The sequence below is a fragment of the Mesorhizobium sp. LSJC285A00 genome (assembly GCF_000503155.1).
Classification (GTDB): Bacteria; Pseudomonadota; Alphaproteobacteria; order Rhizobiales; family Rhizobiaceae; genus Mesorhizobium.
The window spans coordinates 43,951-66,538 of sequence record NZ_AYVK01000034.1 but is presented as its reverse complement, the minus strand read 5'-3'; the positions used below and the strand labels follow the sequence as shown (position 1 = coordinate 66,538).

At 63.5% G+C, this 22,588-nt stretch carries 28 protein-coding genes; 12 read left to right on the top strand and 16 right to left on the bottom strand.

The genetic code is table 11. From position 1 onward, the window contains the following. Positions 1 to 153 precede the first annotated feature (153 nt). Together hemJ and hemE are read right to left on the bottom strand one after the other, a co-directional pair. Positions 154 to 696: a protoporphyrinogen oxidase HemJ gene (gene hemJ / locus X726_RS145070; protein WP_023672112.1), complete on the bottom strand. Its 543-nt coding sequence runs from the start codon at positions 694 to 696 to the stop codon at positions 154 to 156. Further along, positions 696 to 1,727: a uroporphyrinogen decarboxylase gene (gene hemE, locus X726_RS145075; protein WP_023672111.1), complete on the bottom strand. Its 1,032-nt coding sequence runs from the start codon at positions 1,725 to 1,727 to the stop codon at positions 696 to 698. The genes hemJ and hemE overlap by 1 nt, the downstream gene beginning before the upstream one ends. A 400-nt stretch (positions 1,728 to 2,127) precedes the next feature. Here hemE and X726_RS145080 point away from each other — a divergent pair, with 400 nt between their 5' ends. The 5 genes from X726_RS145080 to dnaQ all read left to right on the top strand — a co-directional run bounded on the left by X726_RS145080 (position 2,128) and on the right by dnaQ (position 5,869). Next, positions 2,128 to 2,949, top strand: a complete 822-nt coding sequence (locus X726_RS145080; RefSeq protein WP_023672110.1) for a pyruvate, water dikinase regulatory protein — start codon at positions 2,128 to 2,130, stop codon at positions 2,947 to 2,949. 58 nt (positions 2,950 to 3,007) lie between these two features. Continuing rightward, positions 3,008 to 3,607, top strand: coding sequence for a Maf-like protein (locus tag X726_RS145085; protein ID WP_023672109.1), 600 nt, complete (start codon positions 3,008 to 3,010; stop codon positions 3,605 to 3,607). Continuing rightward, entirely contained in the window at positions 3,600 to 4,427 is an 828-nt protein-coding gene (locus X726_RS145090) for a shikimate dehydrogenase (protein WP_023672108.1), read from the top strand. The genes X726_RS145085 and X726_RS145090 overlap by 8 nt, the downstream gene beginning before the upstream one ends. A 27-nt stretch (positions 4,428 to 4,454) precedes the next feature. Beyond that, positions 4,455 to 5,039 carry a dephospho-CoA kinase gene (gene coaE, locus X726_RS145095; RefSeq protein WP_023672107.1) on the top strand — a complete coding sequence of 195 codons (585 nt, stop codon included), beginning with the start codon at positions 4,455 to 4,457 and terminating at the stop codon, positions 5,037 to 5,039. Between the two features lie 125 nt (positions 5,040 to 5,164). Continuing rightward, the gene (gene dnaQ / locus X726_RS145100) at positions 5,165 to 5,869 is read left to right on the top strand and encodes a DNA polymerase III subunit epsilon (RefSeq protein WP_023672106.1); all 705 of its coding nucleotides are present in this window, start codon (positions 5,165 to 5,167) and stop codon (positions 5,867 to 5,869) included. 274 nt (positions 5,870 to 6,143) lie between these two features. Here dnaQ and secB read toward each other — a convergent pair whose 3' ends face one another. Continuing rightward, entirely contained in the window at positions 6,144 to 6,644 is a 501-nt protein-coding gene (gene secB / locus X726_RS145105; RefSeq protein ID WP_023672105.1) for a protein-export chaperone SecB, read from the bottom strand. 139 nt (positions 6,645 to 6,783) lie between these two features. Beyond that, entirely contained in the window at positions 6,784 to 7,284 is a 501-nt protein-coding gene (locus X726_RS145110; RefSeq protein WP_023672104.1) for an FxsA family protein, read from the bottom strand. A gap of 196 nt (positions 7,285 to 7,480) precedes the next feature. On the opposite strand from X726_RS145110, the gene X726_RS145115 reads away from it, so the two are divergent. From X726_RS145115 to X726_RS145130, 4 genes are all read left to right on the top strand, one after another. Beyond that, on the top strand, positions 7,481 to 8,185 hold the full coding sequence (locus X726_RS145115; RefSeq protein WP_023672103.1) for a Tim44/TimA family putative adaptor protein: 705 nt from the start codon (positions 7,481 to 7,483) through the stop codon (positions 8,183 to 8,185). Positions 8,186 to 8,264: 79 nt separating this feature from the next. Continuing rightward, a complete protein-coding gene (locus tag X726_RS145120) occupies positions 8,265 to 9,365 on the top strand; it encodes a murein transglycosylase A (protein WP_023672102.1) in 1,101 nt (366 codons plus the stop codon). Then, complete coding sequence (locus X726_RS145125; RefSeq protein ID WP_023672101.1) at positions 9,362 to 9,880, top strand: Smr/MutS family protein; 519 nt, start codon at positions 9,362 to 9,364, stop codon at positions 9,878 to 9,880. Before X726_RS145120 ends, X726_RS145125 begins: the two co-directional genes overlap by 4 nt. Further along, positions 9,880 to 10,248 carry a helix-turn-helix transcriptional regulator gene (locus tag X726_RS145130; RefSeq protein ID WP_023672100.1) on the top strand — a complete coding sequence of 123 codons (369 nt, stop codon included), beginning with the start codon at positions 9,880 to 9,882 and terminating at the stop codon, positions 10,246 to 10,248. Before X726_RS145125 ends, X726_RS145130 begins: the two co-directional genes overlap by 1 nt. 95 nt (positions 10,249 to 10,343) lie before the next feature. Here X726_RS145130 and X726_RS145135 read toward each other — a convergent pair whose 3' ends face one another. The 4 genes from X726_RS145135 to X726_RS145150 form a co-directional block, all read right to left on the bottom strand. After that, on the bottom strand, positions 10,344 to 10,550 hold the full coding sequence (locus X726_RS145135) for a hypothetical protein (RefSeq protein WP_023672099.1): 207 nt from the start codon (positions 10,548 to 10,550) through the stop codon (positions 10,344 to 10,346). A gap of 336 nt (positions 10,551 to 10,886) precedes the next feature. Then, positions 10,887 to 11,504 carry a transglutaminase-like cysteine peptidase gene (locus tag X726_RS145140; RefSeq protein WP_023672098.1) on the bottom strand — a complete coding sequence of 206 codons (618 nt, stop codon included), beginning with the start codon at positions 11,502 to 11,504 and terminating at the stop codon, positions 10,887 to 10,889. Positions 11,505 to 11,696: 192 nt separating this feature from the next. Continuing rightward, positions 11,697 to 12,974, bottom strand: coding sequence for a polyhydroxyalkanoate depolymerase (locus X726_RS145145; protein ID WP_023672097.1), 1,278 nt, complete (start codon positions 12,972 to 12,974; stop codon positions 11,697 to 11,699). Between the two features lie 252 nt (positions 12,975 to 13,226). After that, positions 13,227 to 13,586: a septal ring lytic transglycosylase RlpA family protein gene (locus tag X726_RS145150; protein ID WP_023672096.1), complete on the bottom strand. Its 360-nt coding sequence runs from the start codon at positions 13,584 to 13,586 to the stop codon at positions 13,227 to 13,229. 310 nt (positions 13,587 to 13,896) lie between these two features. Between X726_RS145150 and X726_RS1000000171255 the strand changes: the two genes are divergently transcribed. Next, complete coding sequence (locus X726_RS1000000171255) at positions 13,897 to 14,082, top strand: hypothetical protein (protein ID WP_023672095.1); 186 nt, start codon at positions 13,897 to 13,899, stop codon at positions 14,080 to 14,082. A 401-nt stretch (positions 14,083 to 14,483) separates the two neighbouring features. Here the strand turns inward: X726_RS1000000171255 and X726_RS145160 are convergent, their stop codons facing one another. The 4 genes from X726_RS145160 to X726_RS145175 form a co-directional block, all read right to left on the bottom strand. Beyond that, positions 14,484 to 15,287, bottom strand: a complete 804-nt coding sequence (locus tag X726_RS145160) for an ATP-binding cassette domain-containing protein (RefSeq protein WP_023672094.1) — start codon at positions 15,285 to 15,287, stop codon at positions 14,484 to 14,486. A gap of 7 nt (positions 15,288 to 15,294) precedes the next feature. Beyond that, complete coding sequence (locus tag X726_RS145165) at positions 15,295 to 16,071, bottom strand: ABC transporter permease subunit (protein WP_023672093.1); 777 nt, start codon at positions 16,069 to 16,071, stop codon at positions 15,295 to 15,297. Further along, entirely contained in the window at positions 16,068 to 17,237 is a 1,170-nt protein-coding gene (gene ssuD, locus X726_RS145170; protein ID WP_023672092.1) for an FMNH2-dependent alkanesulfonate monooxygenase, read from the bottom strand. The genes X726_RS145165 and ssuD overlap by 4 nt, the downstream gene beginning before the upstream one ends. A gap of 69 nt (positions 17,238 to 17,306) precedes the next feature. Next, complete coding sequence (locus tag X726_RS145175) at positions 17,307 to 18,260, bottom strand: sulfonate ABC transporter substrate-binding protein (protein WP_023672091.1); 954 nt, start codon at positions 18,258 to 18,260, stop codon at positions 17,307 to 17,309. Between the two features lie 275 nt (positions 18,261 to 18,535). Here X726_RS145175 and X726_RS145180 point away from each other — a divergent pair, with 275 nt between their 5' ends. Beyond that, the gene (locus X726_RS145180; RefSeq protein WP_023672090.1) at positions 18,536 to 18,823 is read left to right on the top strand and encodes a GIY-YIG nuclease family protein; all 288 of its coding nucleotides are present in this window, start codon (positions 18,536 to 18,538) and stop codon (positions 18,821 to 18,823) included. A gap of 136 nt (positions 18,824 to 18,959) precedes the next feature. Here the strand turns inward: X726_RS145180 and X726_RS145185 are convergent, their stop codons facing one another. The 4 genes from X726_RS145185 to tauA all read right to left on the bottom strand — a co-directional run bounded on the left by X726_RS145185 (position 18,960) and on the right by tauA (position 22,046). Further along, complete coding sequence (locus X726_RS145185; RefSeq protein ID WP_023672089.1) at positions 18,960 to 19,142, bottom strand: hypothetical protein; 183 nt, start codon at positions 19,140 to 19,142, stop codon at positions 18,960 to 18,962. Between the two features lie 80 nt (positions 19,143 to 19,222). Continuing rightward, the gene (locus tag X726_RS145190) at positions 19,223 to 20,083 is read right to left on the bottom strand and encodes an ABC transporter permease subunit (RefSeq protein ID WP_023672088.1); all 861 of its coding nucleotides are present in this window, start codon (positions 20,081 to 20,083) and stop codon (positions 19,223 to 19,225) included. Continuing rightward, the gene (locus tag X726_RS145195) at positions 20,080 to 20,871 is read right to left on the bottom strand and encodes a taurine ABC transporter ATP-binding protein (RefSeq protein WP_023672087.1); all 792 of its coding nucleotides are present in this window, start codon (positions 20,869 to 20,871) and stop codon (positions 20,080 to 20,082) included. The genes X726_RS145190 and X726_RS145195 overlap by 4 nt, the downstream gene beginning before the upstream one ends. A gap of 161 nt (positions 20,872 to 21,032) precedes the next feature. After that, on the bottom strand, positions 21,033 to 22,046 hold the full coding sequence (gene tauA, locus X726_RS145200) for a taurine ABC transporter substrate-binding protein (protein WP_023672086.1): 1,014 nt from the start codon (positions 22,044 to 22,046) through the stop codon (positions 21,033 to 21,035). Positions 22,047 to 22,276: 230 nt separating this feature from the next. On the opposite strand from tauA, the gene X726_RS1000000170710 reads away from it, so the two are divergent. Further along, positions 22,277 to 22,438 (top strand): hypothetical protein, encoded by a 162-nt coding sequence (locus X726_RS1000000170710; protein ID WP_023681206.1) that lies wholly within the window; start codon positions 22,277 to 22,279, stop codon positions 22,436 to 22,438. The last annotated feature ends 150 nt before the right edge of the window (positions 22,439 to 22,588 follow it).

Genomic DNA, 22,588 nt, shown 5'->3' with positions numbered 1-22,588 from the left:
TGAATCTGCTTTGGGGAAAATATATCGGCTGGATGCGATAAATGCCGGGCGCGGCCGAAAGCAATCAAGGGCGGCGCATGACGGGAAGGAAGACCCGTCTTTTATCGTCGGTCGGGGGAAAGAGCAAGCTGCGTTTTGTCGACCGAAATGGGCCTAGAACGGCTTGACGACAACCAGGATGACGATGGCGATCATCAGCAATGTGGGGATCTCGTTGACGATTCGCCAGTGCCGCGCCGGTTTTTCATTGCGGTCCTCGGCGAATTTCCTGACAGCACCGGCCAGATAGCCATGAACGCCCGACAGCAACAGCACCAAGCCTATCTTGGCGTGCAGCCAGCCGCCGTGAAAGCCAAACACTTTCCAGGCAAGCCAAAGCCCGAACACCCAGGTGACGATCATCGCCGGATTGATGATGCCGCGCAGCAGACGCCGCTCCATCACCTTGAAGGTCTCCGATTGGACGGACCCCTTCTCTGCGTCGGCGTGGTAGACCAGCAATCGCGGCAGATAGAGCATGCCGGCCATCCAGGAGATGACGGCCAGGATATGGATTGCCTTCGCCCAGGGATAGAAACCCTCAGGCGCAAAGAAAAACAAAAGTGCGGTGAGAACAACCAGCACTCCGATGCCGATGGTCATGCGCATCATCGCCCCACGAGTGCTGTTGCCGTCCGTATTATCCGATTGAGCCATCAGCGTGTCGCGCTCCGCACCTGCTTCACCATCGCCTCGACATGCGCCACCGGCGTCTCCGGCGTGATGCCGTGGCCGAGATTGAAGATCAGCGGTCCGTCGCCCAGCGCCTTGAGGATCGCATCGACGCCGTCCGACAGGGCTTTGCCGCCGGCCACGAGCCGCAAGGGATCGAGATTGCCCTGGACCGCACCCGAGCGCTGCAGTTCGTTCGCAGCCGACAGGGGCACGGTCCAGTCGATCCCCAGCCCCGTCACCCCGGTCTTCTCACGATAGGTCTCGTAGCGGGCGCCGGCGCCCTTGGGAAAGCCTATGATCGGAACATCGGGATGAACCGCACGAACTTGCTTGACGATCTCCGCCACCGGCTGCACGCAGAACTGCTCGAAAGACGCATCATCAAGCACGCCGGACCAGGAATCGAAAATCTGCACCACGTCGGCACCGGCTTCTATCTGGCGGATCAAATAGGCCGCGGAGTGATCGGCGAGCACTTTCAGGAGATGCTTGAAGGCCGTCGGTTCGCGATAGGCAAATAGCCGCGCCGGCGCCTGATCGGGTGTGCCGTGGCCGGCGATCATGTAGGTCGCCACCGTCCACGGCGCGCCGCAGAAGCCGATCAGCGTGGTCTCGTCAGGCAATCTTGCCCGCAGCCGGCGAACCGTCTCGTAGACGGGTTCGAGATTCACGTGAAACGTTTCACTGTTGAGAGCCGAAATCTCAGCTGCAGTGATTGGCGTCAGCAGCGGCCCGCGGCCCTCCTCGAAGCGGACATCGCGTCCCAGCGCATGCGGCACGACCAGAATGTCCGAGAACAGGATCGAGGCATCGAAGCCGAAGCGCTCGATCGGCTGCAGCGTCACCTCGACGGCCAGATCAGGATTGTAGCAAAGATCGAGGAAGGACCCGGCGCGCTTTCTGGTCTCGCGGTACTCCGGCAGATAGCGCCCGGCCTGGCGCATCATCCAGAGCGGCGGCGGAAACACTGCCTCGCCTCTCAGCACGTCCAGCACGATGCGGTTCTCGGGCATTGAGCGCTCTCTTCCCTGCCTTCTCTATAATTAAATGGTCTATTTCTAGAATCTTCTGATTCTAAGAGTCTGTTGGTATCGGTGGTTGTCACCTGTCCCGCTTTGCCCTGGAAAAGGCCAGCCAGCATTTTGTCGCGTGTTTCTTCCGCGGGATTGGCAAAGAGTGTGGATGACCAGGATTCCATCACTGGAGTCAATGGTTTGGCGTAGCAGCTGAAAAACCGCCTCTGTGGATGAAGCGCTGGCAGAAACGCCCGTCCCCAGATTTGTCCCCAGCCGCACGGTGAAGCTGACAGCGCATCGAATTGTGGACAACTGGCCTTCTGATACAGTCGCCTCCAGCCGGTCGCCTTTGCGGCCCCGGTTTATCCACACAAGCCCACAGCCTGAGGCGCCCCCTGTGAACAAACCCCAGAGCTTCTTTCATCTGCACCTGATTTCCGACGCCACCGGCGAGACGCTGCTGGCGGCCGGCCGAGCCGCCTCGGCGCAATACAAGGATGCGCGCGCCATCGAGCATATCTATCCGCTCATCCGCACCGAAAAGCAGGTGGCGAAAGTCTTCGAGGACATCGAGGAGGAACCGGGCATCATCCTCTACACCGTCGTCGACCAGAAGCTGGCGCGCGGCATTGACGAGCGCTGCGCCACCATGGGGCTGCCCTGCGTTTCGGTGCTGGAGCCGGTCCTCACCGTGTTCCAGTCCTATCTCGGCACGCCGGCCGGCCGCCGCGTCGGCGCCCAGCATGTGCTCGACGCCGATTATTTCCACCGTATCGACGCACTCAATTTCACCATGGAGCATGATGACGGCCAGCTGCCGCTCAACATGGACGATGCGGATGTCGTGCTGATCGGCATTTCCAGGACATCGAAGACGCCGACCAGCATCTATCTCGCCAACCGCGGCATCAAGACCGCCAACATCCCGATCGTGCTCGGCGTGCCGGTGCCCGAAAGCCTGGTCGCTGCCACCAAGCCGCTGATCGTCGGGCTGATCGCCACCGCCGAACGCATCTCGCATGTCCGGCAGAACCGCGTGCTCGGCAACAGCAGCACCTACGAAGCGACCGATTATGTCGACCGTGCCTCGATCGCCGAAGAGCTCGCCTATGCCCGCCAGATCTGCACCCGCCACAATTGGCCGATGATAGACGTCAGCCGCCGCTCGATCGAAGAGACCGCGGCAGCCATTGTTGCCCTGCGGGGGAAGAATAGATGATGGGATGGCAACGCGACCTCCTGCCCCAATCAACCACTATCGACCAGGCCCAGAACCCATGACCGAAAAAATCATCCTTGCCTCCGGCAGCCCGTTCCGCAAAGCAATGCTCATCAACGCCGGCCTCGGCATCGAAGCGGTGCCTGCCGATGTCGACGAGCGTGCGCTCGAGGCGCCGTTGCATGACAGTGGTGTGTCGCCGGAAGATGTCGCCCTGATACTCGCCGAAGCCAAGGCGACCGAAGTCAGCGAACGCAGACCGGGCGCCCTGGTGCTCGGCTGCGACCAGACTTTGTCACTGGGAGATGAAGTGTTCCACAAGCCGGCCGACATGGAAGGCGCCCGCCGCCATCTGTTGGCGCTGTCGGGCAAGACGCATCAGCTGAACAGCGCCGCCGTGCTCTGCCGCAACGGCAAGGTGCTGTGGCGCCATGTCGGCATCGCCAGCCTTACCATGCGCAAGCTCGATCCGGCCTTCATCGGCCGGCATCTGGCCCGCGTCGGCGCCAAGGCGTTGTCGAGCGTCGGCGCCTATCAGATCGAAGGCGAAGGCATCCAGCTGTTCGAAAAGATCGAAGGCGATTATTTCACCATTGTCGGCCTGCCGCTGTTACCGGTGCTGGCGGAATTGCGTGCGCTCGGAGCCATCGATGGTTGAGAAAAAAGCTTTCGTCACCGGCCATCCGATCGCGCATTCGCGCTCGCCGAAGATCCACGGCTATTGGTTGAACACATACGGCATCGACGGCAGCTATTATGCGATCGATGTCGCGCCGGCCGATTTTCCCGAGTTCCTCTCGTCGCTCGAGGCCAATGGCTATCAGGGCGGCAACGTCACCATTCCACACAAGGAAGTCGCCTTCGCCCAGGTCGAGCGCCGCGACGAAGCGGCGGAGATGATCGGCGCGGTCAACATGCTGTGGCTGGACGACGGCGTGCTGTGGGGCGGCAATTCGGACTGGATCGGCTTTGCCGGCAATCTCGACGAGCATGCCCCGGGCTGGGAGAGAAAGGCTCCGGCCGTGGTGCTCGGCGCCGGCGGCGCGTCGCGCGCGGTCATCCACGCGCTTAAAGTGCGCGGCATCAACGATATCCGCATCGTAAACCGCACACTGGCGCGGGCGCAGGAACTCGTCGACCGCTTCGGCGCCGGCGTCTCGGCGCATGGCGCGGCCGGCGACTTGCTTGGCGATGCCGGCTTGCTGATCAACACCACGGCGCTCGGCATGCATGGCGATGCGACGCTAGCCGCCGATCCGGCCTGCCTGCCAGCTCACGCCATCGTCGCCGACATCGTCTATGTGCCGCTGAAAACACCGCTGCTTGCCGCTGCCCGCGCGAGAAATTTGAAGACGGTCGACGGGCTCGGCATGCTGTTGCACCAGGCTGTGCCCGGATTCGAACGCTGGTTCGGCAAGAGGCCGGAGGTCACTGCCGAACTGCGGCAGATGATCGTCGCCGACATCCTCGCCAAATGATGGGTTGCAAATGATGGGCGCCAAATGATGATCGTGCTCGGCCTCACCGGATCGATCGGCATGGGCAAGTCGACCACGGCGAAGATGTTCGTCGACGCCGGCGTGCCGGTGCATGATTCCGACGAGACCGTGCATCGCCTCTATGCCGGCAAGGCAGCACCTCTCGTCGAAGCGGCCTTTCCCGGCACAACCGTGTCCGGCGTGGTCGACCGTACAAAACTGGGTGCACGGGTGATCGGCAACGCTGCTGCACTGAAGACATTGGAGGCGATCGTCCATCCGCTGGTGCGGGCCGATGCCGATGCCTTTCTGGCAAGGCACCGCGCCGCCGGCGCGCCGCTCGTCGTGCTCGACATTCCGCTGCTGTTCGAAACCGGCGGCCGCAACCGTGTCGACAAGGTCGTCGTCGTCACCGCGCCGGCCGATATCCAGCGCGCCCGCGTGCTGGCGCGTCCTGACATGAGTGAGGAAAAGCTGGCGGCCATCCTGGCTAAGCAGGTGCCCGATGCCGAAAAACGCCGGCAGGCCGATTTCGTGATCGACACCGGTGAAGGCATGGACGCCGCCCGCGCCGCGGTCGGCGCGATCATTGCCGAGCTCTCAGGACGCTGAGCTCGCCTGCTAACTCCTGGGGGATAAGTCGCGCCCATCAGGCTCCTGACGGCAGGCTGTCGGCATTGCCCATTGCCATTTTGTTCCGCTCCATGATTCTACTCCTCCAGGAGTGAGTTGATTCTATGCGTGAGATCATTTTCGATACCGAAACCACCGGACTCGACATGCGCGACGACCGCATCATCGAGCTTGGCGGCGTCGAGCTGGTCAACCGCTTCCCGACCGGCCGCACCTTCCACAAATTCATCAATCCGCAGGGACGCGCCGTCCATGTCGAGGCGCAAGCCGTGCACGGCATCAGCGCCGCCGACCTCGTCGGCAAGCCGACCTTTGCCGAAATCGCCGAGGAATGGCTCGCCTTCACCGACGGCGCCAAGCTCGTCGCCCACAACGCCAATTTCGACATCGGCTTCCTCAACACGGAATTCGGGCGGCTCGGCCAGCCGGCCATAGACACCGGGCGCGTCGTCGACACGCTGGCGCTGGCGCGGCGCAAGCATCCGATGGGCCCCAATTCGCTCGACGCGCTCTGCCGCCGCTACGGCATCGACAACGGCCACCGCACCAAGCACGGCGCGCTGCTCGATTCCGAGCTCCTGGCCGAGGTCTACATCGAACTCATCGGCGGCAAGCAGGCCGCACTTGTCCTCGACGCGGTCGTGGTGCAGCTCAACAGCAATGGCGACGTTGCCGACATCGACATCTCGATCGCCGCCAGGCCAATCGCCCTGCCGCCGCGCCTGACTGAGGGCGAGCGAGCGGCGCATGCGGGGCTGGTGGCGACGCTGGGTGAAAAGGCGCTGTGGCTGAAGGTGGCGGCGGGGTGAACGGATCGCGGAGGTAGCGTTCCGTCACACCCCTCTCTGGCCTGCCGGCCATCTCCCCCTCAAGGGACCCTCGAGGGGGGAGATCAGCAGCTTCGCCGCTCCAGCCCATTCCTGCAACGTCTAAAGTTGGCGAAGGTCGCGATGACGGCCAATCTCCCCCCTTGAGGGGGAGATGCCTGGCAAGGCAGAGGGGGGTGCTGTCCCGCCAGCATCTCAGTATACAAAAAGCCCGGCACGAAGCCGGGCTTTCAACTCATGCGCGTGACGCTTGCCTTCAGCTCACCTTGACCTTCGATGCCGCCTGGTCCTCTGCCAGCTTCTGCTGGAACATCTGGGCGAAATCGATCGGGTCGAGCATCAGGGGCGGGAAGCCGCCATTGCGGGTGGCTTCGGCGATGATCTGGCGGGCGAACGGGAACAAAAGCCGCGGGCATTCGATGAACAGGATGGGCAGCATGTGCTCCTGCGGGAAGCCGGCGATGGCAAAGACGCCGCCATAGACCAGTTCGACATTGAACAGCACTTCCTGGTCGAAGGACGCCTTGGCGTTCAAGGTCAGATTGACGTCGAACTGCTTGTCGGAGAGCGGGTTGGCATTGACATTGACGTTGATCGCGATGCCGGGGGCCTTGTCGCGGCCGCGCAGCGAGTTCGGCGCGCCGGGGCTTTCGAAGGACAGGTCCTTCACATACTGGGCAAGCACGTTGAGCGACGGCTGCGCCGTTTCGCCGTTGCCGTTGGCGGCGCCGACCGGCGCGTCATCTTTGCTGGCCATGAGCCTTGTTCCTTTTGCCTGGACAGCAGCGCTGACCGAATTGAAATCGGGCGTTGGCTAGCATGGTCGGCAAGACAAGACAAGGTTTGCCGCCTTCAGGCCGAAAGGGGTCAATAGTCAGTCGTTGGCAAGGTGACGTTCAGTCGTCCTTCAGGCGGCGCCACGGCGAGTTATGGTCGGGACCGCGCTTGAAATCGTCCTCGCGCGAATAGTCGCCGTCGTCGAGGTCGATGACCTTGTCGCGCGACCTGCGGCGAAAACCGCCGGCGGTGAAATCGGTCGCGACGACGATGCGGCCCTTGAGCCTGCGCCAGGCAAGGTCGCGCACCGGCGGCAGGAACAGCAGCAGGCCGATAATATCGGTAATGAAGCCGGGGATGATCAACAGGATCGCGGCGACCACGATCATGGCGCCATGCGCGAGCTGGCGGCTGGGGTCGCCGCCGCCGGCCATCTCGGCGCGGACCCGCGCCATGACACCAAAACCCTGGTGCCGGAGCAGAAGCACGCCGGCAATGCTTGAAGCCAGCACCAGACCGACCGTCGCCAGCGCCCCGACCTCGCGGCCGACAATGACGAAACCGACGATTTCCAGCAGCGGCAGCGCAAGCAGGAACAGAGGAAGGAAGGAAATGCGCAAATCTTGACCGATCGTTTCCATGTTTGCCGGGCGGCGCATAATCGCCGCTGGCACTGAGGCCGTTAGATAGGTATGCCTGCCTTTGATTTGAATGATTGCGCCATGCGTTCTATATGCTTTGCATGTTTAACGCCATGCGACCGCCGCCCGATTGGCTGGCGGTCCCGGCCAGGTCAGGGATTGATTGGCGAAAGATATGGGATTCTTCGACTTCGGCACCATTTTCTTTCTGATTGCGGCGGTGGTGATCTTTTTCCAGCTGCGCAACGTGCTTGGCCGCCGCACGGGCAGCGAGCGCCCGCCCTTCGATCCGTACACGGCCAGCCGCACCGAGAAGGACGCGACCCAGAAGCCCGAAAATGTGGTTTCGCTGCCACGCAAGCGCATGCCGGGCGAGACGGCTGCCGAGACCTACGCGGCCATCGATGCCTTCGCCAAGCCCGACACCGACCTCAACAAGGGCCTGCGCGCGATCAAGGACAATGATCCCTCCTTCGACCCCAAAGTCTTCGTCGACGGCGCCAAGATGGCTTATGAGATGATCGTCATGGCCTATGCCGATGGCGACCGCAAAACGCTGAAGAACCTGTTGTCGCGCGAGGTTTTTGACGGCTTCGTTGCCGCGATTGGCGACCGCGAGGCGAAAGCCGAAAAGATCCAGTCCTCCTTCGTCGGCATCGACAAGGCCGACATCGTCTCGGCCGAGATGAAGGGCGGTGAGGCCCACATCACGCTGCGCATCGTGAGCGAACTGATTTCGGCGACCCGCGACAAGGCGGGTGCCGTCATCGATGGCGATCCCGAGACGGTGGCCGAGGTCAAGGATGTCTGGACCTTCGCCCGCGACACACGCTCGCGCGATCCGAACTGGAAGCTGGTCGCCACCGAGGAAGAAGACTGAGCCTATGCATGTCGCCCGGTGCGGGCAGCTTTTTTGGGATAGCGACATGCAGGCAAACATGGGCAGTGGCGAGGCTGAGGTGTCGCTCTCGCCGCTTTTCGTGGAAAAGTCCTTCGATGATCTTCCCGGTTGGAATTCCGATGACCATCTGCCCGCTTTCGAAGCCTTCCGCCGTTCGGCCTTTCATGTCCTGAACAAGCCCTACCGCACCGGTTCGTTGGGCGTCCGGTTCGACGCGTTTGCCGGCGCTTATGACGAGGCGCGCACCGTTTCGCCGGCGAATCGGTCGGCGGCCAAGGGTTTTTTCGAGCGCCATTTCGCCCCAGTCCAGATTCGATCCGAAAACCCCGGCCTGGTCACCGGCTTCTACGAGCCGGAGGTCGAGGCCTCACCAGTGCGCACGGATGAATTCACGGTGCCGCTACTGGAGCGGCCTTCCGATCTCGTCGACATCGATGATGCCAACCGTCCTCGAGGGATGGACGACTATCTCGCCTTCGCCCGCGATACGCCGCAGGGCCTGGTGGAGTATTTCGACCGCAGTGAGATCGAGAGAGGCGCGCTGGCCGGCCAAGGCCTTGAAATCGCCTGGCTTGCCGACAAGGTCGACGTCTTCTTCATCCATGTGCAAGGTGCGGCCAGGCTGAAGATGACCGACGGCCGGCTTTGCCGCGTCACCTACGCCGCCAAATCCGGCCAACGTTTCAGCGGTCCGGGGAAGATTCTCGCCGAACTCGGCGAAATCCCACTGGAAAAAGTGACGATGCAGTCTATCCGCGCCTGGTTCAGGGCGCATCCGGATCGCGTCGATGAGATCCTCTGGCAGAACCGCTCCTACATCTTCTTTCGCGAAGCCAATGTCGACGATGCCGCACTCGGTCCTGTCGCCGCCGCCAAGGTGCCGTTGACGCCGGGCCGTTCGCTCGCGGTCGACCGGCTGCTGCACACATTCGGTACCCCCTTCTACATCGACACTCCGTCGCTGACCGCCTTCGACGGAAAACCGTTCCGGCGGCTGATGATTGCGCAGGACACCGGCTCGGCCATCATCGGACCGGCGCGGGGCGATCTGTTCGCCGGCTCCGGCGATGCGGCCGGCGAGATCGCCGGCGTCGTTCGCAATGCGGCCGATTTCTATGCCTTGGTTCCACGCGCTCTCGTTTCGGAATCGAATCGATGAGCAAGCGCCCCGATAAACTCAACGAAGACGACCGGGTGCTGTGGAACCTGGTGGCGCGCACCGCCCGACCGCTGAAGGGCCGGACCGCGGTCGAGATTCCCGACATCGTCGTAGACCCCAAGCCGGCACAGACGCCGGTCGCTGTCGGTCCGGTCCTCGCCGCCAAGCCGAAGGCGCAGCATGTATCGCACGCGCTGGACGAGCCGACATTGGACAAGCTGAAGAAGGGCCGGCTGCCGATCGAAGGCCGCGTCGATCTGCATGGCATGACCCAGGACGAGGCCTATTCGCTGCTGTTTTCGTTCCTGCACCGGGCCCATGCCGGCGGCATCCGCTATGTCCTCGTCATTACGGGAAAAGGGTCGTCGTCGGGCGGCGACGGCGTCTTGCGGCGCGCCGTGCCTGCCTGGCTGTCGACGCCTGCCTTCCGGCCGCTGGTCTCCAGCCACGATCACGCCGCCCGCAACCACGGCGGTTCGGGCGCGCTCTACGTTCGACTCAGGCGAACCCGCTGATGACGCCGTTCGGCGAAAAACTGCGGGCGCTTCGAGCCGAGCGCGGCTTGCGCCAGAAGGACATGGCGCAGGCGATCGGAGTCAGCGCCGCCTATTTGTCGGCGCTGGAACATGGCCGCCGCGGCGCGCCGACCTGGACGCTGATCCAGAAGATCATCGGCTATTTCAACGTCATCTGGGACGATGCCGAAGAGCTGGCGCGTCTGGCCGAGGCCTCACATCCGCGGGTGAGACTCGATACGTCCGGCCTCAGTCCTGCCGCCACCGAGTTGGCCAATCTCCTGGCCGAAAACATCGAGAAGCTGGACGAAGCCGAGCTTGCCCGCATCACCGGCTCGATCCGGGCGGCACTGGAGCGGCGTAAGTAGGGCGGCGCCAAGGCCACGAATGCTCATCAATAGCGCCGGCATTTCATCCTGAAGGCGATGCCCGCCGGCCGTTAGCCAGCGGGCATATAGCGAGATTACTTCGCGCCGGCCTGGCCGCCACGGCCGCCAGTGCTGTCATGATCGCCGCCGCGGCCGCCACCCAGGCAGTCCGAGGTGAGATCGCAACAGCGATTGCCCCACTGGTTGTTCTTGGCGCAGCCGGTCTGGTCGGCCATAGCGGATCCGGCCAGGGACGATACCGCGATGGCGGCGAGGAAAGCATTACGCAGGAAAGCAGTCATTTGAAGTCTCCATGGTTGGGTTTCTGTTTACGGCTGTGTGTCGCCGCTGGAGACGGTTTGGTTCACGCAGGTAGCGAAATTTTTTGAGGAGGCGTTTCGAGAGATAAGATTTCGAGGTCAGCGCTGCCCTCATCCGCCGCGCTGCGCCTATTTTGCAACGTTGACGATTGGCGAAATCACCGATGGCAGCATCTTTCTCCCCGTCACTATACGGGGAGAAATGCCCGGCAGGGCAATGAGGGGCAGCGCCGACTTGCGGTTATCTCGTGAAAGTTATTAGCCGCGGGCTTCCGACGAAGCTGTTCGCAGCGACGCGCTCACATGCATCGTCCTTATTTACTGAACCGCGCCGACCAGCACCTGCTGGCCGCCGCGGATCGAGACCCAGCGGCCGGTGTTGTCGATGGCCTGCCGCTTGAGGAAGCGATAGCCGGTGGCGTCCCAGATCTTCACCTTGTCGGTCAGATTGTCGAGGACGTAGTCGCCCTTGTCGGTGCGCACCGTCAGCACGGCATGGCCTTCGCCGTCCGGCTTGCGCACGACGGTGATCAAGAGATCGGCCAGCGACACGCCAGAGCGCGAGAGCTGGCGGCGCTTTTCCAGCACATAGTCTTCGCAGTCGCCGACGCCCTTGTCGGGATAGGCCCAGACCTCGTCCTTGCCATAGATGTCGTAGTCGCTCATCGGCTTGACGGCGGCGTTGACCCTTGACGTCACGTTGATCAGCTTGCGCATGAAGGCGTCGGTCATCGCGGCGGGGTTGAGGTTGCTCGGCCGGATCGAGCATTCGCCGGGCTGGGTTTTACAGAAATCATAGTGGCCGATCGGCTGCGAGGTCATGCCGCCCGTCGCCATGGCGCCGCCTGCAAGTGCCGGCACTGCCCAGCACGCAGAGATCGCCAGCCCTGCTGCCGCCCACAAGCGCAGCGTCCGTGCCATCGGTGAGGAAGTCATTGTCCCCGTTCGCCCTTGTTCTTAACGAAAGGTTAAAGGGGATTTACACTCCGTGTCAATTATAAGGGGAGCCAGATTCTTCGGCATGGTTACCCGCGCCCGCCCAACAGCGTCTATTGTGCAACAGAACGCCTGTGGCGCGCAAAATCGCCTCGCTTTTGTGGGCAATGCACGCTGCAGCCGGATCGAGCCTCAGCTTTTGGCGGAGCGGACCAGCCTTGGTTTCACCGCAACCCGGTTCTGGCGGCCGTAGCTGGTGATGAAATCGACGATGCGCGGCACGATTTCCGAGCGGAATCGCGACCCGTTGAAGACGCCGTAGTGGCCGACGGCCGGCTGCATGTAATGCGCATGCCGGTCAGCCGGGATGTTGGGGCAGAGATCGTGGGCGGCCTGGGTCTGGCCGAGACCGGAAATGTCGTCGTTCTCGCCTTCGACCGTGAACAGCGCGACATTGCGGATCGCCTTGGTGTCGACCACCTCGCCGCGATGCGTCATCTCGCCCTTGGGCAGCGCATGGCGCACGAACACCGTGTCGACGGTCTGCAGATAGAATTCCGCCGTCAGGTCCATCACCGCCAGATATTCGTCGTAGAAATCGCGGTGCTTCTCGGCATTGTCGCCGTCATGCTTGACCAGATGCATGAAGAAGTCCTTGTGGGCGGTGATGTGGCGGTCGAGGTTCATGCTCATGAAGCCCGACAGCTGCAGGAAGCCCGGATAGACTTCGCGGCCGAAGCCCGGCACCGGCCAGGGCGCGTGCATGATGACGTTGTCGCGGAACCAGTCGATGCCCTTTTCCTTGGCCAGCAGATTGACCGCGGTCGGATTGCGGCGGGTGTCGATCGGCCCGCCCATCAAGGTCATGGTCGAGGGCACGAAGGGATCGCCGCGCTTTTCCATCAGCGCCACCGCCGCCAGCACCGGCACCGAAGGCTGGCACACCGCCATCACATGGGTGTCCGGCCCCAGCGCATGCAGCATGTCGATGATGTAGTCGATATAATCGTCGAGGTCGAAATGGCCGTCGGTCACCGGCACCATGCGGGCATCGACCCAGTCGGTGATGTGCACGTCGGCATAGGGCAGCATCGCCTCGACCGTGCCGCGCAGCAGCGTCGCATAATGGCCCGACATCGGCGCCACAATGAGAAGCTTGGGGTCGGCCTTGCGCCCGGCGGGCACCGACCGCTCGAAGCGGGTGAGATTGCAGAACGGCCGCGACCACACGGTTTTTTCGCTGACCTCGACGCTCTTCCAGTCGACCACGGTCTTGCTCAGGCCGAAATGCGGCTTGCTGTAGCGGCGCGTTGTGCGCTCGAACAGTTCGGCCGTGGCGGCGACCGAGCGGCCCCACGGCGTATGCGAAAACGGATTGAGCGGGTTGGTGTAGAACAGCCGCACTGCATCGGCATAAAGCCGCGCGGGCTGCAGGGCGGCATGGTTCATTTCGTAGAGCTGGTAGAACATCAGGTACTCCGCAGCTGCCGTGACCGAAGGGACGACGGACAGCGCCGAGCCTTGAATGTCTCGCGCGGAGGTTAACAAGATATTGCTGCGATGCAATACGTCACGTGGCGTGACATATGCCAATCTTTCGTCCAAGGCCTTGAGAAACCGCGTTGGGCGGGTGCAGCCGGCTCAATGTGCACTGCAAAATGCAAGGCTGTTGGACAACGGGGCAGGATGTGTCCGGCCCGATCGGGCCGGACTTGGACAGATCTAGACGCGCGCCATGCACACCGAGGTATGGCCGGAGCCGATGAAGCCGAGTTGGCCGGCGGCGCCCTTGGACAGATCGAGCACGCGCCCTTTGATGAACGGGCCGCGGTCGTTGATGCGCACGATGACGCTGCGGCCATTATTCTGGTTGGTCACTTTCAACTTGGTGCCGAAAGGCAGGCTGCGGTGCGCGGCGGTCAGCGCCGACGGGTTCATGCGTTCGCCATTGGCGGTCCTGGAATGCAGTGCGTACCAGGAGGCGCGGCCGCACTGGCCAGCGGCGGAGGAGGCGGATGCACCGACCATTAGGCCAGCCGCGATCGTTACCGCGACAAGCGCGGTCTGGTTTGTTTTCTTCATGTTGGGGGGATTGGCTCCGTTTTCGACAGACCCCAGCCGTTAAGTGTCGAATAAGGCAGGAAATGCGGCAAGCATCGGGCAGTTCCGTGGCACCGGCACACGTTTGGAGTCGCTGGGAAACAGTTTGTCAGGCATCTTTCGTGTGGCGCGGCCGTATCGCCGGCGATATTGCGAGCTGTTTCACAGATTCCGTGAGCAAGGCAGGACGTTATATTACAAGTAGAAGAGAGCGCGATTGGGCGCCGTCCTTTCGCTCTGTCATCACGGTCATGGCGCAGTTGACCATCGACTTTGAAAAGGGATTCCAACGATGAGACTGCTCAAATATCTGCTGGCTCTGATCGTACTGGCCATCGGCGCGCTGTGGTCGCTGCAAGGCATTGGCGTGGTCGGCGGCAGCTTCATGACCGGCCAGTCGCAATGGCTCTATATCGGCATCGTGACCATGCTGGTCGGTTTCGCCGGGCTGGTATGGGCGAGCCGTTCGCCGGGGTGAGTTGCGACGAAAGTCGACCGCCACAGATCGACCCCCACTCCGTCGAGCTTCGCTCGACACCTCTCCCCCGATCGACGGGGGAGAGGAAAGNTGATTGGTGTGCCAGGTCGACCCCCACTCCGTCGAGCTTCGCTCGACACCTCTCCCCCGATCGACGGGGGAGAGGAAAGGCGCGAGCCTTGCAGGGGCGCGAACTTATGCGGCCTGGCTCCCTTCCCCTCCCTCCGGAGGGGGGAGAGGTGGCGCCGCGAAGCGGTGACGGAGTGGGGGAAGGCGCTGGTCAAACCCGCAGTCGCAAACAGGGCCAACCCGGCGAGCAAGAAAACAGCCACCCCATATTGCCGGTCCATTCTGTTACCTATCTATCCGGTTCGGATAGAATGCCCTGCCCGCGATAGGCTCTACCCGAACAGCTGATCCAGAATCCTGCCCTCCAGCCTGGCAAGCTCGACCGAACCACGCCGGCGCGGCCGCGCCACCGACACGTCGAGATCGAGCGCGATGCGGCCCTCGTCGATCACCACCACCCGGTCGGCGAGCGCAACCGCCTCGGCGACGTCATGCGTCACCAGCACGGCGGTGAATTTTTGCTCCAGCCAGATACGTTCCAGAAGCTGCTGCATTTCGATGCGGGTCAGCGCATCGAGCGCGCCGAGCGGCTCGTCGAGCGCCAGGATCCGAGGCTGTCCGATCAGTGCACGCGCCAGCGCCACGCGCTGCTTCTGGCCGCCCGACAGCACCGAGGGCCATTCGTCGGCGCGGTCGGCGAGGCCGACTTCACCCAGGATGGCGAGCGCGCGCCGCCTGGCTTCCGCACCGGTGGCAAGCCCGGTCAGCCCGACCTCGACGTTTTTCACCACGCTGGCCCAGGGCAACAGCCGCGGCTCCTGGAACATGAAGCGGCTCTCTTCGCCAGCGCCGGCCTTGGCTTCCGGCCCGAATGTCAGCGATCCTGCCGTCGGCCGGTCGAGCCCGGCCAGCAGCCGCAAAAGCGTGCTCTTGCCGCAGCCGCTCTTGCCGATGACGGCAACGAACTGCCCGACCGGCACGTCGAGATCGATGCAGTCGAGCACGACCTTGTCGCCAAAGCGCTTTTCCATGCCCTTGAAGGCAAAGGCGCGCTGCCTTTCGACGGCCTCCTCCGGCCGTGACGGTTCCGGCGCGGCGACGAAGGAACGGATGGCGGTCAGGCTGGCGGTTGGCATCGAACCCTCAGGCGTTCTGGAAGGCGGGATGCCAGCCGAGCGACAGCCGCTCGAGCAGGCGGGCGAAGCTGTCGGCAAGCTTGCCGAGCAGCGCATAGATCAGGATCGACAGCACGACCACATCGATCAGCAGGAATTCGCGTGCCTGCATGGCCATGTAGCCGAGGCCGGAACTGGCCGAGATGGTTTCGGCAACGATCAGCGTCAGCCACATGATGCCCAGCGCATAGCGCAGGCCGACGAAGATCGCCGGCAGCGCGCCGGGCAGGATCACCTGAAAAAACAACGCGCGGCGGTCCATGCCGTAGACCCGGCCCATCTCGACCAGCTGCGGGTCGACGCTCTGGATGCCGAGCAGCGTGTTGACGTAGATCGGGAAGAACACGCCGAGCGCCACCAGGAACAGTTTTGCTTCCTCGTCGATGCCGAACCACAGGATGACCAGCGGGATCAGCGCCAGATGCGGGATGTTGCGGATCATCTGCAGCGTCGTGTCGGTCAGGCCGCGGCTGAGCGCCGACAGCCCGTTGGCAAGGCCGAGTGCAAAGCCGATCGAGCCGCCGATGGCAAAGCCGGCCAGCGCACGCAGCGTGCTGACGCCGATGTTTTCGATCAGCTCGCCCGACAGCGTCAGCCGCCAGAAGGCCTCGGCCACCGCGCTCGGCGCCGGCAGCACATTGGCCGGCATCACACCGGCGCGGCTGGCGGCTTCCCAGCCAATTATGACCAGCGCCGGCAGCAGCCAGCCGATGCCGTTCTGTTTGACGCGCCGGGCAAAACTCACGACGAGGCCTGCAGGCGGTTGGCGCCGTGGAAGCCGACGGCGAATTCATTGGCGATGTTCTCATGCGCCCGTGCCCGCCTGGTGCCCAGGCCGAGACGCGGGAACAGAAGCTCGGCGACACGGTAGGCTTCCTCGAGATGCGGGTACCCAGAGCCGATGATGGTGTCGATGCCGATCGCCTGATACTCGCGGATGCGCTCGACGATCTGCTCCGGCGAGCCGACCAGCGCGGTGCCGGCGCCGCCGCGCACCAGGCCGACGCCGGCCCACAGATTGGGTGACACCACCAGCCGGTCGCGGCGGCCGCCATGCAGTTCGGCCATGCGCCGCTGTCCCACAGAGTCCATCTCCTTGGTGAAGCGGGCCTGGGCATTTTCGATCTGGGCATCGGTGACGTGGCTGATCAGCCGGTCGGCGGCGCGCCAGGCCTCTTCCTCGGTCTCGCGCACGATGAAATGCAGCCTGATGCCGAAACGCAGTTTGCGGCCGCGCCGTTCAGCCTTGTTGCGCGCCGCGCTGAGTTTTTCCGCCACCTGCGCCGGCGGCTCGCCCCAGGTCAGGTACATGTCGACGAGATCGGCGGCGAGCTCCTGGCCGGCATCGGACGAGCCGCCGAAATAGAGCGGCGGCCGCTCCTGTTGCGGCAGAAGATCAAGACGGCCATTGTCGACGCGGTAATATTTGCCGTTGAAGTTGACGCTCTCGCCCGACACCAGCGCGCGCCAGATGGTCAGAAACTCTTGCGCCTGCGCATAGCGCTCGTCATGCGGCAGGAACACGCCATCGCCGGCAAGCTCGGTCGGGTTGCCGCCGACCACGACATTGAGCAGCAGGCGGCCATTGCTCAGCCGGTCGAGCGCCGCCGTCTGGCGCGCCGCGAAGGTGGGCAACGTCACGCCGGGCCGTAGCGCCACCAGGAATTTGAGCTTTTCCGTCAGCGCTGCAAGGCCGGAGGCGGTGATCCACGAATCCTCGCAATTCTGCCCGGTCGGCAAAAGCACGCCGGGAAAGCCGAGCCGGTCGACGGCCTGTGCGATCTCCTTGAAGTAAGCGAACTCCGGCGGCCGCTGCTGCTGTTCGGAGCCGAGATAGGAGCCGTCGCCATGCGTCGGGATGAACCAGAAGAAATCGAGCGGGCCGGCTTGCGGGCTTGATGAAGCGGTCATGGCGAAATCCCTGAGGCTTGAAACGGCAAAGGCGCCGGGCGTTTTCCGCCCGGCGCCACACAAGAAAGTTCAATTGCCCGGTGCGGTCCACACGGCGTCGGAGATGCGCACCGCGTTCGGGATCAGCTTGAGCTTGTAGAAGCGATCGGCTGTCGCCTGCTGGCCGGCGATGATCTCGTCGGTGATCGGGAAGATGCCGAATTTGGTGCGGTTGGCCGCGATCGTCTGTGCATCGAGCGGCACGCCGGTCACCTCATGCAGCGCCGCGGCAACCTTGTCGCGGTTCGCGTCCGCCCATTTCGCCGCCACGCCGAGCGCCGCTATCGTCGTGGTGATCGTCTCCGGATGCGCCTTGGCGAAATCCTTGTTGGCGAGGAAATAGGTGTTCACCTTGAGCACCTCGCTGGAGCGCGCCAGCACGCGCGGCTGGTAGCGTGTCTCGGCGATGGCGTAGAACGGATCCCAGACCGCCCAGGCATCGATCTGGTCGCTGGCGAAAGCCGCCGCGGCATCGGCCGGGCTGAGATAGACCGGGGTGATCTGGTCGAAGGGGATGTTTGCTTTTTCGAGTGCCGCGACCAGCAGATTGTGCGCGCTGGTGCCTTTGCCGACGCCGATGCGCTTTCCCTTGAGGCCGGCGAGCGACTGGATCGGCGATGCCGGCTTGACGAAGATCGCTTCGCCGTCGCCATTGGCCGGCAGTGCCGCCGCATAGACGATGTTGGCGCCGGCCGACTGGCCGAAGATTGGCGGTGCGTCGCCGGTCCAGCCGACATCGATGGCGCCGACATTGAGCGCCTCGACCAACGGCGGGCCGGCGGTGAATTCGACCCATTTCACCGCGACACCCTTGTCGCTCAGCGCCTTCTCGATCACCTGCTGCTGCCGGGCGATGACCGGCAGGCCGGTCTTCTGATAGCCGATGTTGAGCTGCTTCAACTCTTGCGCCGAGGCACTGAGCGAGGCAGCAATGCCCGCCGCCAAAAGGCCAAGGCCGAAAACGCGTCTGGTCAGGCTGAACATGATCCCTCTTCCTTCGCTGCGAACCGGCGCCGGGAAGGGCTCCCTGCCGTGGATGAGAGACAAGGCTAGGTAGGCTTAGTAGAGAAACGATTTTGCGAGTTGGCTGCTTGACGTGGAAATATTTTCTTCAGAACCCAGCACTCGTCATCCTAGGGCGAAGCAAGGAGCGAAGCGACGCGGCGCAGACCCTAGGATCCATGCCGTGACGTTTGCCGTAGAGTGGAACGGATCAGAATGTCGCTTGTGCGCGAACCGAGGCTCGATACCCTGAAACCATGACCGGCGACGTCTACATGACTGCAAGCCAAAAACGCGGCACGATCTACATCGGCGTCACCAACGATCTCTCCCGCCGCATGCCTGAACACAAATCCGGCCAGGGCGCAGGCTTCACCAGCCGCTATGGTGTTCAACGGCTGGTCTGGTATGAGGAATTCTTCGACATCACCGATGCCATTCAACGCGAGAAGTCGCTGAAGCGATGGCCGAGACAGTGGAAGATCGAACTGATAGAGAAGGCCAATCCGGAGTGGTTTGAGCTGTTTCGCGGAACCGGGTGGTAGGCGCCCGGTTTGTTGCTCCCCTGGAGCGTAGCATCAGCGTCTCGGCATGGATCCTAGGGTCTGCGCCGCGTCGCTTCGCTCCTTGCTTCGCCCTAGGATGACGAAATCGCGAAGGCTGGCGCTAATCTCCATCACCTCACTGCGACCAATACTGCCAGGCCCAGTAAAATCCCTCGTCGCGCGGCGGCAGGCGGTCGCGTTCGGCGTCGAGTTGCACGGGGGCCGGCGATTTCGGCTGCGGCTGCGACGACGAGTTCTCCCGCCAGGCGAGCAGCCAGTTGCCGAGATGGGCGAACAGCACCGCGGTGGACTGGGTCATGACATCACTCCTTCTGTTCCGGGGTCGGCGGTCGCCGTGCTGCGAAGGGAAGCAGCCGGTCAAACCGGCAGAACTTGTTGTCATTCCTTTCCCGCCCACGGAACCAGCTGACGCTCGATTCGGCGGATGATGAATTCCAGCACGAAGGCTATTGTCGCGATCACCACTATTCCCATCACCACGACATCGGTGACCAGGAACTGGGCGGCCGACTGGATCATGAAGCCGAGGCCGCGCGTTGCCGCCACCAGCTCGGCTGCAACCAGCGTCGACCAGCCGGCGCCGAGCGCGATGCGCAGGCCGGTGAGGATCGACGGCAGCGCGCTGGGCAGGATGACATGGCGCACCACTTGGCGCTGCGTCGCACCAAGCGAACGCGCCGCATCGATGCGCTCCTTTGAGACACCGCGCACGCCCGAGGCCGTCGACAGCGCCACCGGCGCCAGCATGGCAATGGCGATCACCAGGATCTTTGACGGCTCGCCGATGCCGAACCAGATGATGACCAGCGGCAGATAGGCGAGCGGCGGGATCGGCCGCAAAAATTCGAGCAAGGGATCGAAGATGCCGCGCCCGACCGTCGAAATGCCGATAGCCAGCCCAACCGGAACGCCGATGACGATGGCCGCGAGCAGCGCCGCGAACACGCGGCCGAGGCTGGCGACGATATGCTGCAGCAAAGTCGCGTCGACGAAGCCGTCCTTGATCACCACGATGAACTTGGTCCACACGGCGGCGGGCGACGGCAGGAACACCGGCGACACCAGTTGCAGGCGCGCAGACAGCGCCCATGCCGCCAGCACGACCAGGATGGTGACGGCGCTGATCGCCCGCGAGGAAACCCCGCGCCGCTTCCGCACCGGCCGCGACCACGGCACCGAAATGGCATCGGCCTCGCCGGTCCCGGTGGCCGGCCGCTCGCTGTAGGAGGTGACGCTCATGCCACCTCTCCTTCGAAGATCGCATCGGTCAGCTCGCCGCGCGCCGCGGCAAAGGCCGGATCGGCCTTGATGGTGCGGATCGGCTCGCCTGCGGCATAGCGCCGGCTGAAACCGGTCTCGAATGTCCGCACCACGCGGCCCGGTCCGGGCGCCAAAACGACGATGCTTGTGGCCAGCACCAGCGCCTCCTCGATGCCATGCGTGACCATCAGCACGCCGACCCGGCTTGCGGTCCACAGGTCGAGCAGCGTCGTCTGCATGCGCTCGCGCGTCAGCGCATCGAGTGCGCCGAGCGGTTCGTCGAGCAGCAGGAATTCCGGCTCGGCCGCGAGCGCTCGGGCGAGGCCGACGCGCTGGCGCATGCCGCCGGACAATTCCCAGATGCGTTTGTCGCCGACGCCGTCAAGCTTGACCAGCGCCAGCAACTGGTCGGCGCGGCGCGCCCGCTCGGCTTGCGGCACGCCGCGCAGCCTGAGCGCAAAGCCGACGTTTTCACGAGCCGTCAGCCAGGGAAACAGCGCATCGTTCTGGAACACGACCGCCCGGTCGGAGCCTGGGCCGGTGATCGGTCTGCCGCCGATCGTGGCGACCCCGCGCGCGGGTTCGACCAGGCCGGCGGCGACATTGAGCAGCGAGGTCTTGCCGCAGCCGGAGCGGCCGACCAGCACGACGAAATCGCCCTTGGCGACATCGATGGAAACTCGGTCGACCGCCGGCGCTGCTTGGCCGTCATAGTGAACCGAGGCCTTGTCGAGTACGAGATGCGGGTCGAGTACGAGATGCGGCATGAAAAGGGGCTCCGGAAGAAAATCAGCCTGCCCCGGCCCTCGTTAAGCGGATCCGGGACAGGCAGCACGCGGCGTCAGGGAAGAGGAAACCGCGCGTGTTCAGAGCAATTCCAGGAAAAGTGTGAAGCGGTTTTCCGTCCGGAATTGCGTAAAACTGAAGATCAGTTCGAGGCCAGAGCCTCGGTCACGTATTTCGACGACACGTATTTCGAATAGTCGGGCAGCACGGCGTCGATCTTGCCCTGCTCCTTGAGGAAGGCCGAAGCTGCCTCCATCGCCTTGACCGTGCCGCCGCCGAGGAATTTGTCGGAAGCCTGCTCCTCCAATGTCGGGAAGACGTAACCCTTGAGGAGCTGCGGCACCTCTTCCAGTTTGGCGCCGGTGATCTTGGCGATCTTGGCCGCTTCCGGCGACGAAACCGACCATGCCTCGGGCTTGGCCAGGAACTGGGCATAGGATTCGCCGGTCACCTTGACGAAATCGCGCACGGCGTCCGGGTTCTTTTCGGCGAAGTCGGTGCGCACGATCCAGGCGTCGAAGGTCGGCGCGCCCCAGGCGGCAACCTGCGAGGAATCCAGCACCACCTTGCCTGTCGTCTTGATCTGGCCGAGCGCCGGATCCCAGACATAGGCCGCGTCTATGTCGCCGCGGGCGAAGGCGGCGGCTATTTCCGGTGGCCTGAGATTAAGGATTTCGACCGACTTCGGGTCGACGTTTTCGTGCTTCAGCGCGGCAAGCAGGCTGTAATGCGTGGTCGACACGAACGGCACCGCCACCTTCTTGCCGGCGAGGTCGGCGATCTTCTCGATGCCGGATCCATTGCGGGCGACCAGCGCCTCGGACTGGCCGATCAGGCCGACGACAAAGATGGTCTGGATCGGCAGTTCGCGGCTGGCGGCCGCGGCCAGCGGACTCGAGCCGACATAGCCGATATCGACCGAACCGGATGCGACGGCGGCGATGACATCGGCACCGGAATCGAACTTACGCCAGTCGATCGTTGCCTTGGTCGCCTTTTCATAGGCGCCGTCGGCCTGTGCTACTTTCGAAGGTTCGACCACCGTTTGGTAGCCAATGGTGATGTTGAGGTCCTGCGCCTGGGCCGGGCCGAGGAAGGCCGCACCCGCCAAAGCTGCCGACGACAGGAGGACAATGCGTCGCGAAATGCTGGACATGAAAGGCTCCATGAAAAATGAGAAAAACCGGATGCCTGTTCATAGTCAGCTAATTCTATCATTCTTGTAGAGTTAAATCGTTCCAAGGAAAAAGCACTTGTTAGAAAAAACCAACGGCTGATGCGGGCGCGGTGACCGGCCCGTGTCGGACCGTGCACAAACGCAAACGGCGCCCCAAAGGTGCTGAAGAGTTGGTGGTCCTGCCAACCCTCCTACGGAAGAGGCCTGATTTGGTGCTCGGCGCGCCGCTTGCGGCCTGCCGCAGGATCGATGTCGAGCCGTTGAGCCTCACCGACTTCCGCAGCGACGGCCACCGCTGGATGCTGCGGTCAAGCGGCGTGCCGGTGGCCGCCAAGGCCGCCCGGCCTCAGAGCGGCAAGGCGGCGTCCTGATATCGGGCGCAGGGCGGCGCCCGAGTTGTCGGGAGTCATGTTTCGCCGATCCGCGGGCTGCGACCCAAAATTCCCGGCAAAGCCCCAAATGGCGCAAATCCATGCTGTAAAAGACGGTTGATTTGAAAACACGTTCCGCGTGTTCGAGGG

What these genes read in the sequence shown, in the direction of transcription:
- hemJ (WP_023672112.1), bottom strand. Translation starts at nt 696, where the DNA reads ATGGCTCAATCGGATAATACGGACGGCAACAGCACTCGTGGGGCGATG.
- hemE (WP_023672111.1), bottom strand. Translation starts at nt 1,727, where the DNA reads ATGCCCGAGAACCGCATCGTGCTGGACGTGCTGAGAGGCGAGGCAGTG.
- X726_RS145085 (WP_023672109.1), top strand. Translation starts at nt 3,008, where the DNA reads ATGACCGAAAAAATCATCCTTGCCTCCGGCAGCCCGTTCCGCAAAGCA.
- X726_RS145090 (WP_023672108.1), top strand. Translation starts at nt 3,600, where the DNA reads ATGGTTGAGAAAAAAGCTTTCGTCACCGGCCATCCGATCGCGCATTCG.
- coaE (WP_023672107.1), top strand. Translation starts at nt 4,455, where the DNA reads ATGATCGTGCTCGGCCTCACCGGATCGATCGGCATGGGCAAGTCGACC.
- dnaQ (WP_023672106.1), top strand. Translation starts at nt 5,165, where the DNA reads ATGCGTGAGATCATTTTCGATACCGAAACCACCGGACTCGACATGCGC.
- secB (WP_023672105.1), bottom strand. Translation starts at nt 6,644, where the DNA reads ATGGCCAGCAAAGATGACGCGCCGGTCGGCGCCGCCAACGGCAACGGC.
- X726_RS145115 (WP_023672103.1), top strand. Translation starts at nt 7,481, where the DNA reads ATGGGATTCTTCGACTTCGGCACCATTTTCTTTCTGATTGCGGCGGTG.
- X726_RS145125 (WP_023672101.1), top strand. Translation starts at nt 9,362, where the DNA reads ATGAGCAAGCGCCCCGATAAACTCAACGAAGACGACCGGGTGCTGTGG.
- X726_RS145130 (WP_023672100.1), top strand. Translation starts at nt 9,880, where the DNA reads ATGACGCCGTTCGGCGAAAAACTGCGGGCGCTTCGAGCCGAGCGCGGC.
- X726_RS145135 (WP_023672099.1), bottom strand. Translation starts at nt 10,550, where the DNA reads ATGACTGCTTTCCTGCGTAATGCTTTCCTCGCCGCCATCGCGGTATCG.
- X726_RS145140 (WP_023672098.1), bottom strand. Translation starts at nt 11,504, where the DNA reads ATGACTTCCTCACCGATGGCACGGACGCTGCGCTTGTGGGCGGCAGCA.
- X726_RS145145 (WP_023672097.1), bottom strand. Translation starts at nt 12,974, where the DNA reads ATGTTCTACCAGCTCTACGAAATGAACCATGCCGCCCTGCAGCCCGCG.
- X726_RS145150 (WP_023672096.1), bottom strand. Translation starts at nt 13,586, where the DNA reads ATGAAGAAAACAAACCAGACCGCGCTTGTCGCGGTAACGATCGCGGCT.
- X726_RS1000000171255 (WP_023672095.1), top strand. Translation starts at nt 13,897, where the DNA reads ATGAGACTGCTCAAATATCTGCTGGCTCTGATCGTACTGGCCATCGGC.
- X726_RS145160 (WP_023672094.1), bottom strand. Translation starts at nt 15,287, where the DNA reads ATGCCAACCGCCAGCCTGACCGCCATCCGTTCCTTCGTCGCCGCGCCG.
- ssuD (WP_023672092.1), bottom strand. Translation starts at nt 17,237, where the DNA reads ATGACCGCTTCATCAAGCCCGCAAGCCGGCCCGCTCGATTTCTTCTGG.
- X726_RS145175 (WP_023672091.1), bottom strand. Translation starts at nt 18,260, where the DNA reads ATGTTCAGCCTGACCAGACGCGTTTTCGGCCTTGGCCTTTTGGCGGCG.
- X726_RS145180 (WP_023672090.1), top strand. Translation starts at nt 18,536, where the DNA reads ATGACCGGCGACGTCTACATGACTGCAAGCCAAAAACGCGGCACGATC.
- X726_RS145185 (WP_023672089.1), bottom strand. Translation starts at nt 19,142, where the DNA reads ATGACCCAGTCCACCGCGGTGCTGTTCGCCCATCTCGGCAACTGGCTG.
- X726_RS145190 (WP_023672088.1), bottom strand. Translation starts at nt 20,083, where the DNA reads ATGAGCGTCACCTCCTACAGCGAGCGGCCGGCCACCGGGACCGGCGAG.
- X726_RS145195 (WP_023672087.1), bottom strand. Translation starts at nt 20,871, where the DNA reads ATGCCGCATCTCGTACTCGACCCGCATCTCGTACTCGACAAGGCCTCG.
- tauA (WP_023672086.1), bottom strand. Translation starts at nt 22,046, where the DNA reads ATGTCCAGCATTTCGCGACGCATTGTCCTCCTGTCGTCGGCAGCTTTG.